General features: G+C 60.5%; 11 protein-coding genes. 7 read left to right on the forward strand and 4 right to left on the reverse strand.

Annotated features, from left to right (window positions below; genetic code table 11):
- The first annotated feature begins 236 nt into the window (after window positions 1-236).
- From P9L99_12440 to P9L99_12465, 6 genes are all read left to right on the forward strand, one after another.
- Window positions 237-1,742 (forward strand): Do family serine endopeptidase, encoded by a 1,506-nt coding sequence (locus P9L99_12440; protein MDP8224162.1) that lies wholly within the window; start codon window positions 237-239, stop codon window positions 1,740-1,742.
- A 255-nt stretch (window positions 1,743-1,997) separates the two neighbouring features.
- The gene (locus P9L99_12445; protein ID MDP8224163.1) at window positions 1,998-2,867 is read left to right on the forward strand and encodes a helical backbone metal receptor; all 870 of its coding nucleotides are present in this window, start codon (window positions 1,998-2,000) and stop codon (window positions 2,865-2,867) included.
- Window positions 2,864-3,649 (forward strand): heme ABC transporter ATP-binding protein, encoded by a 786-nt coding sequence (locus P9L99_12450; protein MDP8224164.1) that lies wholly within the window; start codon window positions 2,864-2,866, stop codon window positions 3,647-3,649. Before P9L99_12445 ends, P9L99_12450 begins: the two co-directional genes overlap by 4 nt.
- Window positions 3,649-4,701 (forward strand): iron ABC transporter permease, encoded by a 1,053-nt coding sequence (locus tag P9L99_12455; protein MDP8224165.1) that lies wholly within the window; start codon window positions 3,649-3,651, stop codon window positions 4,699-4,701. The genes P9L99_12450 and P9L99_12455 overlap by 1 nt, the downstream gene beginning before the upstream one ends.
- Window positions 4,702-4,804: 103 nt before the next feature.
- Window positions 4,805-7,189: a hypothetical protein gene (locus P9L99_12460; protein ID MDP8224166.1), complete on the forward strand. Its 2,385-nt coding sequence runs from the start codon at window positions 4,805-4,807 to the stop codon at window positions 7,187-7,189.
- Window positions 7,190-7,199: 10 nt separating this feature from the next.
- A complete protein-coding gene (locus P9L99_12465; GenBank protein ID MDP8224167.1) occupies window positions 7,200-8,552 on the forward strand; it encodes a hypothetical protein in 1,353 nt (450 codons plus the stop codon).
- Between the two features lie 145 nt (window positions 8,553-8,697).
- Here the strand turns inward: P9L99_12465 and P9L99_12470 are convergent, their stop codons facing one another.
- From P9L99_12470 to P9L99_12485, 4 genes are all read right to left on the reverse strand, one after another.
- Window positions 8,698-10,188, reverse strand: a complete 1,491-nt coding sequence (locus tag P9L99_12470; GenBank protein MDP8224168.1) for a choice-of-anchor L domain-containing protein — start codon at window positions 10,186-10,188, stop codon at window positions 8,698-8,700.
- Between the two features lie 135 nt (window positions 10,189-10,323).
- Window positions 10,324-11,883 carry a hypothetical protein gene (locus tag P9L99_12475; GenBank protein MDP8224169.1) on the reverse strand — a complete coding sequence of 520 codons (1,560 nt, stop codon included), beginning with the start codon at window positions 11,881-11,883 and terminating at the stop codon, window positions 10,324-10,326.
- A gap of 367 nt (window positions 11,884-12,250) precedes the next feature.
- Window positions 12,251-12,829, reverse strand: a complete 579-nt coding sequence (locus P9L99_12480; GenBank protein ID MDP8224170.1) for a phosphatase PAP2 family protein — start codon at window positions 12,827-12,829, stop codon at window positions 12,251-12,253.
- 78 nt (window positions 12,830-12,907) lie between these two features.
- Window positions 12,908-13,159 carry a hypothetical protein gene (locus P9L99_12485; protein ID MDP8224171.1) on the reverse strand — a complete coding sequence of 84 codons (252 nt, stop codon included), beginning with the start codon at window positions 13,157-13,159 and terminating at the stop codon, window positions 12,908-12,910.
- Between the two features lie 340 nt (window positions 13,160-13,499).
- Between P9L99_12485 and P9L99_12490 the strand changes: the two genes are divergently transcribed.
- Window positions 13,500-14,723: a M28 family peptidase gene (locus P9L99_12490; protein MDP8224172.1), complete on the forward strand. Its 1,224-nt coding sequence runs from the start codon at window positions 13,500-13,502 to the stop codon at window positions 14,721-14,723.
- The last annotated feature ends 119 nt before the right edge of the window (window positions 14,724-14,842 follow it).

Raw genomic sequence — 14,842 nt, forward strand, 5'->3', positions numbered from 1 at the left:
CAAAGTATCACCAACCCAGGGAAGCAGACAACATGCGTCGTGAAACATAATGGTGGGCGAGCCGCGCCTCTTTTCACGGCAAAAGCGAGAAAGATTTCGATCCGAAACGGTGTTGAAAACTCACGACAAGTGATTATGATTCCAGCGGAACTTTTTGCCCAAGGTGTTTTCTTATTTGAGACTCGGCCACGGGCCGAAAGTGGGTTGAAAAGAAACCGAAAGAATGGAGTCGCCCCGTGCATTTACATCGCTATCTACTTGTTATTGCTCTGTTTGTTTCGATGATCGCGGCCTTCGGCCTCGTGGCGTGCCAGTCCGCCGACAAAGCGGACGACGGCGCAACAGCCGGCGCCGGCAAGAAAACGCCGAACGTTCTTGAAGCGCCCAAGCAACCGCCGGCGCAAGCCGCGCCCACGCTGGGTTTTTCCGACGTCGCGGAAGAAGCCGTCAAAGGCGTAGTGAATATCTCCTCGACCAAAGTCGTCAAAACCCCGAGCCGCAATTCGCCCTTTTCCCACGATCCGTTTTTCCGGCGCTTTTTCGGCAACCGCTTTCCCGACCAGGTGCCCCGCGAACGCCGCGAGCGCTCCCGCGGTTCCGGCGTGATCATCGCCACCGACGGCTACATCCTAACCAACAACCACGTCGTGGAAGACGCGACCGAAGTGCTCGTCGTCCTTTACGATCAGCGCGAATTCGTCGCCCAGATCGTCGGCACCGACCCCAAATCCGACGTCGCCGTACTCAAAATCGACGCCACGGATCTCGACCCGCTCACCTTGGGTCGCTCGGCCGACCTGCGGCTGGGTGAAGTGGTGTTGGCCATCGGCAACCCCTTCGGCCTTTCACACACCGTGACGCAGGGGATCGTCAGCGCCCTCGGCCGCGCGCGGGTGGGCATCGCCGACTATGAAGATTTCATCCAGACCGACGCCGCTATCAATCCCGGCAATTCCGGCGGCGCGCTGGTCAATACCCGCGGTGAACTCGTGGGCATCAACACGGCCATCGCCTCGATGACCGGCGGCTATCAAGGCGTTGGCTTCGCCATTCCCGTCGACATGGCCCGCGTCATTATGGACAGCCTCGTGCAGCACGGTCGCGTCGAGCGCGGCTACCTCGGCGTGCTCATTCAGGACGTGCGGCAGGATATGGTCGATCAATTCGGCCTGAAAAAACCGCGCGGCGCGATCATCGCCGACGTACTTAAAGAGGGCCCCGCCGACGAAGCCGGGCTCCAACGCGGTGACGTCGTGATCGAAATGGACGGCCTGAACATTCAGGACTCCACGCACCTTCGTAATCTCATTTCGCAAAAGCACCCCGATGACAAAGTGGAACTGCTCGTCGTGCGGGACCGCACCAGGCGCAACATCACCATCACCATCGGCCGGCATCCCGATGACGCCGCCGCCGTGCCCACCAGCACACCGGATCAAGAGCCGGTCAGCGACCGCGTCACCCTGAGCGGGCTAACCGCCGTGACGCTCTCCCCGGCGCTCGCCAATCGTTTTCAATTGCCCGCCGACGCCCGCGGCGTCATGATCGTAGACGTTGAAAAAGACAGTCCTGCCGCCGCCGCCGAGCTGCAAACCGGCGATCTGATCATGGAACTCAACCGCATGCCGGTCGCCTCGGCGGCTGACTTGGACGCGGCCGTGAAAAACGTGAAGCGAAAAAAGCTTCTGCTGCTCATCAACCGAGCGGGTACGACGACCTTCGTTGTGCTGCGCGCCAAGTAACGCCGACGCCTGAACAACCCGGCCCCTCGTCGCTCGACGGGGGGCTTTTCTTTTGGGTATTCTGAACCCGTGAAACGTTTTTGTGCGGCGTTGGCATGACTCGGAATTCATCCAACCGGTGGACGGCTTGCCCCGGAAACCGAGTGGCGGCTCGGCATGGTCTTCGGCATCTGATTTGCTTGACATGGTTGGCCGCGACAGACCATCATTAGCGCCTCATTTCCGCGAAAATGCTCGAGTGCCGATGGGAGACACATGAAACTACGGTGGTGGCTGCCTCTGTTGCTGATCGCGCTTGTCGCCTGCCACAGCAGCGCGCCGCCGCCGGTCGCCGATCATCCCACGCGCATCGTGTCCATGCTGCCGAGCTTCACCCAAATCCTCGTGGCCATGGGCGCCGGAGACCGCATCGTCGGTCACACGTCGTTCTGCCCGGCCGAGGGTGTACGCGACGATGCAGTGGTAATCGGCGCCGCGCTCAACGCCAACTTCGAAAAGATCGTCGCCGTGCGGGCCGATCTCGTCGTCGCGCAGGACACCATGGAAGAGCATGTGAACAAGCTGCGGGCGTTGGGCCTGCAAGTGGAGCCTTTGCCGGCGGAGACCATCGACCACGCGTGCAACGCCGCCGTGCGCCTCGGGCAGCTTCTCGGTTTGGAAACCGAGGGGCGGCAGGTCGCCGCCGACATGCGCGGCGGGTTGGACGCCGTGCGCCGCTCGGTCGCCCGTCAAAAGCTGGTGCGGGCGCTGATGGTGGTTGGGCATACGCCGGGCGAACTGCGCGACATTACCGTCGCGGCGGGGAAAACCTTCCTCAATGAACTGCTGCAAGTCGCCGGCGGGATCAACGTGGCGGCCGATGCGCCCGCGCTCTATCCCAAATACAGCACCGAAGAAATTCTGCGCGCCAACCCGGAAGTCATTTTCATCTTCGTGCCGCAAATCAAACCCGACCCCCAGACCGCGCCGCGGGAGCTGGCCTTGTGGCGAACCTTGTCCTATCTTCAGGCGATGAAACAAAACCGCGTTCATGTGATCACCGATCGCTTCGCGCTTTCGCCGGGCACCGACATGGCGGCCACGGCAAAAAAAATGGCCGCGCTGCTGCATCCGGAGACGCCGTGAGATTTCGCGTCGCCGGCCTGCGCTTCGCCTACCGCGTCAAGCCTGTTTTGAGCGAGGTCGACCTGACCATCGACGCCGGAGAAATGGTCGCCCTCGTCGGCCCCAACGGCGCGGGGAAATCCACGCTGCTGAAACTGCTGGCCGGGTTTTTGCGTCCCGACGCCGGGCGCGTTGCTTATGCCGATCGGCCGCTGCCGGATTGGGACGCCGCGGAACTGGCCCGGCACGTGGCGCTCGTCCCGCAGCATGTCACCTTTTACTTCCCCTACACGGTCTCGCAATTCGTGCTCATGGCCAGGCACCCGCACCGCGGCTATTCGCCCTTTGAAAGCGAGGCCGACGTGCAAGCTGCCAGCCACGCCCTGGAAGCCACGGGCATCGCCGAACTGGCTGACCGCAGTGTCCTCGAGTTGTCCGGCGGCGAGCGGCAACGCGCCCTGCTGGCCGCCGCGCTCGCTCAAGAGCCCGAAACCCTGTTGCTCGACGAACCCACCAATTCCCTCGACCTGCGTCACCAGATGGCGCTGCTTTCGACCCTGCGGCGGCAAAACGAAGATCAACGCCTGACGGTCATTCTGGTCACGCACGACCTCAACCTTGCCGCGCGCTACTGCCCGCGAGTCGTGCTGCTGCACGAGGGCCGCATCGTCGCCGACGGGAACACCGCGAGCATCCTGACCGCCGAGCGCATCGCGCCGATCTACGACACGCCGGTCGAGGTCGGGCGGCGGGCCGATGGCGTCACTCCCTACTTGCTGCCGCTGGAACGGGAGGACGGTTGATGCAGGCGTTGACCCCCAGTCGTTTCGCCGCGCGGCTGGCGCCCTTCGTCCTTTTCCTGCTGGCCGTGTTGGTGCTCGCGCCCCTAATCGGCAATGTATCGATCGACCCCGTGAAAGCCTGGACGCATCGCCACGATCTGGCCGGCAATGTTGACGCCTCTATCCTGTGGCTCACGCGCGTACCCCGCGTGCTGTTGGCCGGTCTCGTCGGCGCGGCGCTCGCCTTGGCCGGGGCGACGTTGCAGGCCTTGCTGCGAAATCCCCTGGCCGAACCCTTCACGCTTGGCGTGTCCTCGGGCGGCGCGTTCGGGGCGGTGGTGGCCATCAAGTTGGGACTCGATGCGACGGTGCTGGGGTTCTCCCCGGTGATGTTCGCCGCGCTGCTGGGCAGCATCGCCACGGTGGGTATTGTGTATGCCCTGGCGCGCACGCGGGGCGTGATTTCCACCAACCTGCTGCTCTTGGCGGGCGTGACGATCAGCTTCTTTTTCGCGGCGGAAATTCTGCTCGTTTTTTATCTCGCCGATTTCACCGAAACGCACATGATGCTGCGCTGGATGATGGGGTCTCTCGACGTGGTGTTTCATCCCCGCAGCCTCGCGGCGAGCTGGGGCGCGCGACTCAGTTTTGCGACGGCCGGTCTGGCGTACGCGGCCGGCATCATCGCGTTGCTGGCCCACGCGGGCGCGCTGAACCAACTGAGCCTCGGGCCGGAAATCGCCCGCAGCCGCGGCGTGAATGTGCGGCGCGTGCAACGACTCAGTTACTTCGGCGCCTCGCTGATTACCGGCCTGGTCGTGGCGCTCGCGGGCCCCATTGGCTTTGTCGGATTGATCGTTCCCCATGCGGTGCGCTTCTTGATCGGCCCCGACCACCGCGTCTTGCTGCCCGCCTCCTTGCTGGCCGGGGCGGGTTTTCTCATCTTGTGCGACACGGCGGCGCGATCGATTGTCTCGGGCGTGGAGATTCCCGTCGGCGTGCTGACCGCGACCCTCGGCGGTCCCTTCTTTCTTGGCTTGTTGATCCGCGCCAAGCACACAGGCCGCATTTAGTACGCCCTGGTCGCAAACCACTACAAAAACACAAAAAGCATTTGACAGTACGAAAAACGATATTGGACAATGATTGCTCCAGGGGCGGAAAAGAGAACTTTTTGTGGCTAACAAAATATCTTTGTTTTTATTGATTGGATTTGTGTGCGCGGCGCTATGGACCGGCGCTTGTCTGGACAACGACGATGACGACGCGGCCGATGACGACGACGCAATCGATGACGATTCAGTCGCCGATGACGACGCAACCGATGACGATACGGTCGCCGATGATGACGCAATCGATGACGACGCCATGGATGATGACTACACGCTTGACGATGACGACGACGACGACGATGACAACGACGATGACGACGACGATGACGATGACGATGACGATGACGACGACGACGATGACAACGACGATGACGATGACGACGACGATGACAACGACGATGACGACGACGATGACGATGACAACGACGATGACGATGACAACGACGATGATGACGACGATGATGTGACGCCCGTCGACTTCGAGCGAGAACTGGTCATGGGCGGTACGCCCGGCTCGCATGGGATCTCGTGTGCGGAAGGACCCGGCGATACCTGGTATGTCGCCGCCGGCAACGGCGACGTCATCTTCATCTACACCCTCGACGGCGACACCGTCACCTCACGTGAATTCATCTCCGGCAATGCGGGGTCACCGGTCCTCGCCCGCGACGACACCGGGGTTTTGCACCTGATCTACGACGACGCCCTGCTCGAGCGCATCGTCTATGCCCGCCGCGACCCGGCCGGGTGGACCCGGTCTTACTTCGACAGCCGCGGTTTCGGCCAACGCGCCGATCTTGCCCTCGACTCCGCCGGCCGCCCGCATGCCCTTTACGTGCGCCAAGTGGGTCAAGACGACTACGTCCTGATCCATGCCTGGCTCGATGGCAAAGCCTGGACCTTCGAAAACATCGCCCCCCTCGCCTGGCCGGGCGGACTGGCGATCGATGCGGCCGGCGTGGCCCACGTTTCCTGCCAGCATAACGACCGCCTGCACTACGCCACCAACGCCGGCGGGACCTGGCACCTTGAGATCGCCGACGCCATGCAGCACACGGGTGCCTACAGCGACCTGGCCATCGACGAGGGCGGCCATGTCCACATCGCCTACCATTACGGCGACCCCGTCTGGTGGAACGACACCATGATCTACACGACCAACGCCCCAGGAACCTGGACGCGTAAAATCTTTCTGGGCGACTACGGCGGCCTGGTCCCGCACATCCGTGTCGACACGGCGGGGGCGGCTCACCTCAGTTCCTTCGCGCCCTACTCAACATTAATCAAGTACTACACCAACGCTTCGGGTGCCTGGGTCGTTGAAAGCGCCGCACCGCCGGCGAACGGCGAACCAACGGGGAACAGCAGTCTCGCTTTGGTGGCGGGCGTACCGCGCGTGGTCTACGCCGACCGCGTCGCTGACTCTCTTCAAGGCGCAATCCGCGACGCGAAGGGTTGGACGCCCTTCACCGTTGATGAAGGCGGCGTATTCCGATCCCGCGACATGACGATCGACGCCGCCGGCGCGCTTCACTTAATCGCTTTCGACGATTCCCGCGACGACCTGCTTTACGCCACCGACGCCACCGGGTCCTGGCAGATCGACACCATCGACGAGAGCGATCTCGCCGGCCGACATGCCTCCCTGGCCCTCGATGACGCCGGCGTGTTGCATGTCGCCTATACCATCGAACGCGAAATCGCCGAGGATACCCGCGCCGAACTTTGGTACGCCACCCGCGACGGCGACTCATGGCAAACCGTTGCCGTCGACGCCGCCGGTGACGCCGGTTACCTTTGCGACCTCGCCTTCACCGCCGGTAACGCGCCCGCCATCGCCTACTACGACCGTACCGCCCGCCGCCTGATCCTCGCCCGGGATGCCGGAGCCGGTTGGGAGTTCACTGATATCGACGACGCGAGTTACTATGACCTGGCCATCGCCGTGGACGGGGACGACCACCTGCACATCGCCTATACCTATTTCGGCTCGACCCGCGGCTGGTACTACGCCACCAACGCTTCGGGCGATTGGGGCACCTGGACCATCAACGACAACTGGGCCGGCGAGGACATCGCCATGGTGATGGACGAGCAGGCCTTCGCCCACGTCGTCGATTTAACCAACTGGGGATCGGAATACGCCAACAACACCAGCGGCACTTGGGAATCCGAATATGTCGGCGACCTCGATCTCGACGTCGCCGACCTCTATCGCGACGCCGCCGGCGGCCTTCACGTCATCGGCGCCGACTACAACGTATTGACCTATGCCTACAAAACCGGCGAATCCTGGGAAAGCATCCCAACCTTGCTCGCCGATTGCCAATACAGCAAAACCGCCCTGGTTTCCGAAGCCGACGGCGATATGCGCGCCGCGTACGGCAATGCCGGCGCCGTCTGGATTATGCCGATCCCCCCGGTGCCCAGCGGCACCGCCCAACCTTAGGAGAATGGCGATGCGGTACGCGGCCTGGCTGTTGTTGCTGTTTTCTCTTCTTTGCTTGTTTGTCGTCACGGCCTGCGATGAGGACGATGACGAAATCGATGACGGCGACGCATTCGATGACGATTCGGTCGACGATGACGACGCAATCGATGACGATTCGGTCGCTGATGATGACTCAATCGATGACGACGCCATGGATGACGATGCGATCGATGATGACGATACGGTCGATGATGACGATACGATCGATGATGACGACGACGATGATGACGACGATGACGATGATGATGATGATGATGACGACGACACCTTCGCCGAAGAACATTGTCAGGACGACGGCGACTGGTTGTTCGAAACCATCGACGACAGCCACCCTCTGATCGGCAACATCTCGTTGGGCCTGGACAGCGCGGGCGGGCCGCAGGTCGCGTTCGATTATTTTGAAATGCTGACCGGCATCGTGCACGCCACTCGAGACGAAAAAGGCTGGAACCTGACCACCCCCTCGGTGTTTGAAAGTTGCGCGAAACCCTCGCTGGTGCTGACTGAGGACGACACGGTCCACCTTTCAGTGACGCGGTTAATCGACTACGGATCGATGACCATCAGCCACGGATGGTTGGCCGGTGCCGATTGGAACGTCGAGTTGATCTACGGCAATTTCGCTTGTGGAACCTCGATTATCGCCGGCCGGGAAGACTCCGAGTTACACGCCTTTTTCGGGTGCAACGACACCACCTTCTCTCCCAGCGCCATCGTTTCGCGCAATACCAACGGCCCTCTTTGGTTGCCGCTGTTTTCACAACCCGGCGACGTGTACGCCGGTATCGCCGCCATGGACCTGGTTGTCGATGTGGAAAGTCGCCCGCATGTGGTGTCCGGAGTCGGTGGATTCTACGTCCTTGAATTGTTCAAGCACTCGGTGCGCGTGGACGGCGATTGGCAGCGGCAGGTCATCGAGCCGGAGGTGTATGCGCCATATGACGCGTCGTTGTTTATCTCGACTACCGGCGTGCCGACGGTGGCTTACACTATCGGCGACGGCACGATCCACGTCGCGTGGCAGTCCGGCGACCATTGGGCGCCGCAGAATGTCTACGCGCCGGGCGACCCGGGCTTGGTGGAGGCGGCGGCCGACGCCTGCGACAATATCCACCTCGCGTTTGCCGATCGAAGCGAAGCGATCGTTCGCTATGGCGTGCAGCGCGGCGGGGAATGGCATTTTATCGATCTGGACGCCCCGCCGGCCGCGGTGGCCGGCCTGTCGATGGCGCTGGACGATCACGGTAGACCGCACGTGGCCTACACGGACGACGAGACCGAGACCGTCGTCTACGCCTACTTCGCGCCGCCCGCCGATTGAGACACACTCGGCCCGAGGCTTGATACCCGTCTTACGTGCCGGCTGGTGACCGCATCATCTGGGCACGACGCGCTTTTCTATCGAGGATTACAAAAAAGGCCGGAACCCGTAGGTCCCGGCCCGTTTGACGATACTGGTTAGCGGTTTATTCGAAACCGACGTAGTCGATGACGCCCGCGCTGTCGTAAATCGCGTCGGCCACGTCGCTGACAGTAATCAGCACCGTGATCGTCGCACCCGGCTCGACGCCGTATTCAGCAATGTAACCATTGACGTTGTCGTCGTTGCCGTCACCACGCGGCGTGTTGTCGTTCTCGCCGTTCCATTTCAGGTGACCGTCAAAGGCGTTGCCGCCGTTGGTCTCGCCCGGTGTCGAATCGGCTGCATTGGGACCCGCGTCGACGCTGTCGGCGATGGTGCCGATCACGCCGCCGTTGCTTATGAATTCCCAATTGTTCGGACCGTTGACCGTACGATTCACGACGTAGTCGTACTCACCCTGAATGATCACGGTGAAGATATCGTTGTACGGCGAGCCGACCCATTCCTTGTATTCCTGGCTCAGGAAGTCGAAGGAAACCACGAAGGTATCGGTATCGTCGGGCACCATGAAGGTGCGCGTCACCGTGCAGCTCTGCAGGCCGCCCGCCGTGGGCGAACCGCTGGAAATGAAGCCGAAGGATTTGTCGGTGTCCGCGCCGGCCGGGAACAGGTAGTCGTAGTCGTCGCCGGCGTTGGTAACCTGCGCGAAGCAATCGCCGGTGGACGCCCAACCGGTGTCTTCGTCGTCGAATTCGAAGTAGTAGCCGCTGCTGGGCGCGCCGGGATCCGGATCGTCGTCGTTGCCCAGATCAGTTTCGCCGGCGTCGACGATGTTCGTGTTCACACCGTCTTCAAGCTGACTTTGCGGCGGGGTCTCTTCGGGATCCTTCGGGTTCTCTTCGTCGGTGACCGGGGCGCTGTCGCTACCCGTGCAATCGCCGGCGTCGAAATTCACCGCGGCCGGGGCGCCATCCACGCTGGGCAGAGCCCAACTGCCGTTGCCCGCCGCGAAAGTGAAGAAGGGGCCCTTGGAGGCGAGCACGAGCACCGTGTTGGCGGGCGGCGCGTTGCCGTCGCAATCGGTGACCATGCCCTTGACGAAGCCCACGGCGTTGCGTGCGTGATACGCCGCGTACCAGCCCGGACCACTGGAGCCCACGCTGGCGCCGAGCACGTCAATGCTCTCGCCGTCGAGTTTGATTTCACCGCCATCGATCAAGATTTTGTTCGCGTAACGCAGACCGTTGCCGCCGGTGTCGCCTTTGGCCGCGACCTTGCCGATCATGATCTGGTTGTCGAAGTCGCCGAAGTCCAACCCGAAGTCTTCCAGCGGCGAAATGTCGACGGAAAAAGATCCGTCGATCTGTTCGGCCAATTCAGCATCTTCAAGATTGACTGCGAAGATGAAATCCCAACCAAAGGGCGTATTCACGCCCGACAGGTCTTCAAAATCTTCTTCGGTCAATTCCCAATCGTAATCCGTTAGTTCTTCGAGTGCTTTTTCGGCCGCATCTTCGGCCGCATCGCAGCCCGTAAGCGCGAAAATGGCAAATACCGCCACGAAAAGCCACGCGAGTTTACTCCACCGTTTCATTTCACCCTCCCATGATGGGTTATTGGTGTTTGTCATGTTCGTTTCAACAAAGAACGTGTCGGGCGTTCGACCCGGTGAGGAACGCTCGACGGTCCCTTATACAAAGTTGCTCTTATATCTGTCAATCAAATCGGCTCAGGGCGCCAATTCAGTCTCGCCGCTCGAAAACGGATTCCGCGTCCCATCGGTCACGGCCACGCGTACGTGATCGCGCTCGTACAGCAGAATCACCTTCTTACCAGGTAGATCACCCAGCACCCGATCTAGTTCCGCCCACTCTGCAAAACGGTACTCTTCGATCTTATCTCCGTAATAATACTCGAATATTTTCCCGCCGCCGAGTACGTATGCGCCCTCCATGTAGTAAATCGAGTAGAAGGGCGCCGGGCCGGGGTCACGATTGCTGACGATGATCCGCTGCGTGGGCAGTTCGGGCAGTTGCGCGCGAATCTCATTCATCAGTTTGGCGCACCAGACGCCGCCGGTTCGTATCCGTTGCGTCTTGTGGACGATCGACTGCCCGTGACTCCAGGCCAGAACCAAGAGAAACGCGACCAGTATCGCCAGCCAAACGCGCCGGTTTCGCGATGCCAGATAGCGTATCCACGCCACGATGGCCGCCCCCATGATCGCCGCGAAAATCGCGTTCGGCTTATACGCGTACAGCTCACTGACCTGATTTAGAAACACGTCCGGCGTCATCACCACGAAAAGCAGCACCAGCAGGACGATCAGCGGCGCGCGATCGCTTACTCGGCGGCGGTAACGGATGGCCACCCCGCCGCCCAACAAGACGAGCACGGCCACCATCGAGGCGACCCACGCGGTCATGAACGGAGCCGAATTCAACCGCAACACGATGATCGAACTGCCGACCGGCGTCACCATCGCCAAGAGAAAAAGCATAATGTTTTTCGGGACATTCAATCCCGGGCACAAACCGTACCGTCCCGGACCGCAGATTTCCGGCCCTCCGGCACCGGAGTGCCAGCGCATGAGAAAATAAACCGTCAGCACGACAACGTAGGGCGCCGCCAGTGTGACGGCCCGCGCAACGCGCTCACGCTTGGCCGCGCGGCTCAGTTCCCAGATCAGCAGTACCGCCAATGCCGGCACGTAACTGATGCCCGCGTCTTTCCACATCAGCGCGACAAATAGCCATGCAGCGCTGATCAGCGCTTCCCACGACAGTAGCGGCCGTTCAGGATATCGGCGCAGCGCAAAGCCCAGCGCCATCATCCCGCAGAAGGTGGAGTAGACCTGGCTGGCCGCGTCATTGGATAGGGCTGCCATCGCGTTGGCGTGGCTCAGAGCGAAAAAAGCCCCGGCCAGTAGGGCGACCGCACGATCGAAGCGTAAGCGCCGTACGAACCAATACACGGACAATACGGTCAACATATGGCCGACGATGGTCGCCCAGCGGTACAAAAAGGGATCGTCGCCCAATTGCGCCATGTCGGCGCGAATCAGCAGAAGGTCCAGAGGGCGGTAAAACTCAGGATTGTAAAACACCGTGACAAGGTGCCACCACGGCTGATCGAGCGAAGATTTCACCGTAGCCCAGGAAATATAATCGTCGGCGAAGAGCATGAGATCGTCGCTGGTGCCGTACAGTGCCAAGACCGTAAGCAAAACCCCGGTGATGCCGACGGTTCGGTTCTGCATCAAGTACGTTTTCACGCTACGCCAGTTCACGCGCTGTTCCACCCTCTTGCGCCCGCCGTCCAGCCTGTGGACAGATCTGTGGATGAATTTCCACCGGTCCGATTTCCGCAACAAAATGGCGGATTTAGTCTCAATTTTTCACTATCAGTAAACAAACCCAAGAAAACCGGAATCGCGAAGTAAAAATGTTTATATCTTTCATTTCAATAACTTATCAAGAATCATTGCTAAGCGGAAGAAATCTCTTTCGTGATCCGCGTTGGCAGCAGCCCCCTCTTTTCTTATTGGCCTTGCCATTGTGTATCTCGGGTTCAAAAAGGTTTCCACTCACAACTTATCCACAGGTTGGTTGCCATGAAAAAATGTCCGATTTTTCAGCCATTTGTCAATTTCAACGTCAATTATTTTGCCTACCGGTTGCGACATTATTGGGACTTCGCGTTTCAAATCTCTTTGCCAGTGAGTCCTTGGCCATCATCGTCAACGCGGCGAAGACCGCCCCGATCGCGTAGCCGAGCAACACGTCGAGCGGATAATGTACGCCCGCGTAAACCCGGCTCCAACCTACCGCCAGTGCAACGATCACGAACACCGGTGCGAGCCTTCGATAACGTATGGAAAACAAAAGAGCCGCCGCGGCAATGTTGGCGGCGTGGTTGGAAGGCATCGAAAAACCGCTCTTGCGCCCCAGCAACATGCGCACACCTTCCAGAGCGATGGTGGGCCGCGGCCGGCCGATCAGCGGTTTTAGAACCTGGGCGCAAAATACGTCGGTTAATACGACGGCAACGACCGCCGCCAAGACAAACCAGCGCCCCTGCCGCCCACCCTTGACGAGCAAGTACGCGGCAAAGGCGCCGAGAGGAACCCACAGCCACCACGGATCCTGCAGCGCCACCGCCAGCCAATCCAAGCCCTTGGCGGTGAACCCACGGTTGATCAGCTCAAATAGCCGTAGGTCTAGTTCGTAAAGCAACTTTGTTACGCCTCAGCACAAAAGAAGAAGGGCGCCCGTTGAGAGGCGCCCCGTACGTTCCATTCTCGTGTGAAGTGCTTACTTGCCCTTCTTGCCGAAGCCCTTCGCTTTCTTGGCTTTTTTCGGAGCCTTTTTGCCGATTTTCGCGGGTTTCGGAGCCGGAGTCTCAGCCTTCGGCTTAATCGCGGCGGGAGCCGGAGCCGCGGCCGGGGCCGGTTTCATGGCCGGTTTCGGAGCCGGTTTCGGCTCGTCTTTTTTGCTGCAGCCAACCAGCGCAAAAAGGCTGAAGGCGAACAGTAAAACAGTGATGATAACGATAGCGCGTTTCATTCGAGCAACCTCCATCAATTGTTTGCAAAGTTCGAAGGGACTGTATACCACAGTACCCAGAGACAAACGAGATCTTTTCCCGATTCGCATATCAGTATGACGATCTTCGCCCGTCTTTGTTCCCTTCGCCGGTGAACCGAGTTGCCGGTTCCGCCCACTCGCCGTATTCCAAACACCAAACCACCCGCGAGCCAATTGGACGCCCTCAAGATGATTTCTGTTTTTCAATGGCGGTAAGTGAGCTTAGAAAAAACATAGTAGACCGCCTCTTTGATGTCAATACGTTTTTATGTATGAATACGTAACGAACACCGAACGCGATTCAACAAGGGGACAAAACGTGCGAAAATTCAACGCGAAACGGGCTGTGGACTACGCTCGCCGACTATCCTTCCCGAGATTGGTCGGGACTCCCGCCGAACCCGAGGCTCGCCGAATCGTGCAAAACTGGCTGGCCGAATTGGGACTGCAACCGAAAGAAGACGCCTTTCACTTCTTCCCCATGTTGCCCTTCGGCATGCTGCGCGTGTTGCTCGGCGCCGGCCTGCTCCTGTTGATCATCCACCGACTGTTGCTCAGCTCCGTCCCCTGGTTCGGAGCTTTGTTCGGCTTGGTCCTGCCGCTGGTCGCCCGCAAACTGTGGGCCCGATACCGGCGCGCCGCGGCCGAGAAACTGTACGACCGCCGGGCGGAACACCCTTTCGTCGCCGCTGTGACTCCGGGAGCCGGGTGGCAACTGCGCAGCAGCAATATCGTCGCCGACCTACCCTGTCGCGGCGAACCGGTCGAGCGCTTGGTCCTTTCGGCGCACACGGACTCCAAAAGTCAAAACATGTCGATCGTCACCCGCGCCGTGTGCTCGATCCTTTTCACGCTGGGCGTATTCGTCTTGCCCCTGGCCACGACGCCCGCGCTGTTTTGGCCCGCCTGGTTACTCGGCTTGCCCGGAGTGATCTGGTGGACATTCTGGGCCCTGGCTGTGCTTTCCGGTGTCGTATTGCTCACGCTGAAGGTCGCCAACGAATCACCCGGCGCGGTCGACAACGCGGGCGCTTGCGGCGTGCTGATGGAAACCGCGCAGGCCTTGGTCGCGGACCCGCCCGCCGGTGTGGCGGTGCGTGTGCTGTTCACGGGAGCGGAGGAACTGGGCTTGGCCGGCGGTTACCACTATGTGCGCGGGCTGGCCGAGGAGCCCGAATGGCGCGAGGCGACGTATCTGAACTTCGAGGGTGTCGGGCTGGGCACGAAAATATGGCTTGCCACGGGCACGGGACCGGATAAACTCCGTCAAGCGGCGGCCGAGCGGGCCGTAGAATTCGCCGAACAGGTCAGCGCCGCGGCGGGTGTAAAAACCAAGCGCCTGGGGCGTCTGGTCGGTGGTGAGGCGGATCACATTCCGCTCGTGGAGGCGGGGCTGGCGGCGGTGACGCTGATGTTTTCCGGCCCGAACGGGACGAAAATTCACACCGCCGGTGATCGGCCTGAGTTGATCCAGGAGTCTTCGCTGGCCGCGGCGGGCGAAATCGTGCTGGCGGCGATACGTCGTCTGGAAAAATCGAGGTGATGAGAAAAACCGGTTTTCCCTTTTAAATCAAGGGACATACCATATAACCGAAAGAAAAGCTTGACATTTTCCCCTCTAAACTCATATATAGAAGGCGAAATTATGGTCTCGAGGAAAAG

Origin of the sequence: Candidatus Lernaella stagnicola, from assembly GCA_030765525.1 — a bacterium.
GTDB classification, from domain to species: domain Bacteria; phylum Lernaellota; class Lernaellaia; order Lernaellales; family Lernaellaceae; genus Lernaella; species Lernaella stagnicola.

Bases quoted from the DNA above. Each gene is read 5' to 3' on its own strand.
- P9L99_12465 (MDP8224167.1), top strand. From the start codon at position 7,200: ATGCGGTACGCGGCCTGGCTGTTGTTGCTGTTTTCTCTTCTTTGCTTG.
- P9L99_12470 (MDP8224168.1), bottom strand. From the start codon at position 10,188: ATGAAACGGTGGAGTAAACTCGCGTGGCTTTTCGTGGCGGTATTTGCC.
- P9L99_12485 (MDP8224171.1), bottom strand. From the start codon at position 13,159: ATGAAACGCGCTATCGTTATCATCACTGTTTTACTGTTCGCCTTCAGC.
- P9L99_12445 (MDP8224163.1), top strand. From the start codon at position 1,998: ATGAAACTACGGTGGTGGCTGCCTCTGTTGCTGATCGCGCTTGTCGCC.
- P9L99_12455 (MDP8224165.1), top strand. From the start codon at position 3,649: ATGCAGGCGTTGACCCCCAGTCGTTTCGCCGCGCGGCTGGCGCCCTTC.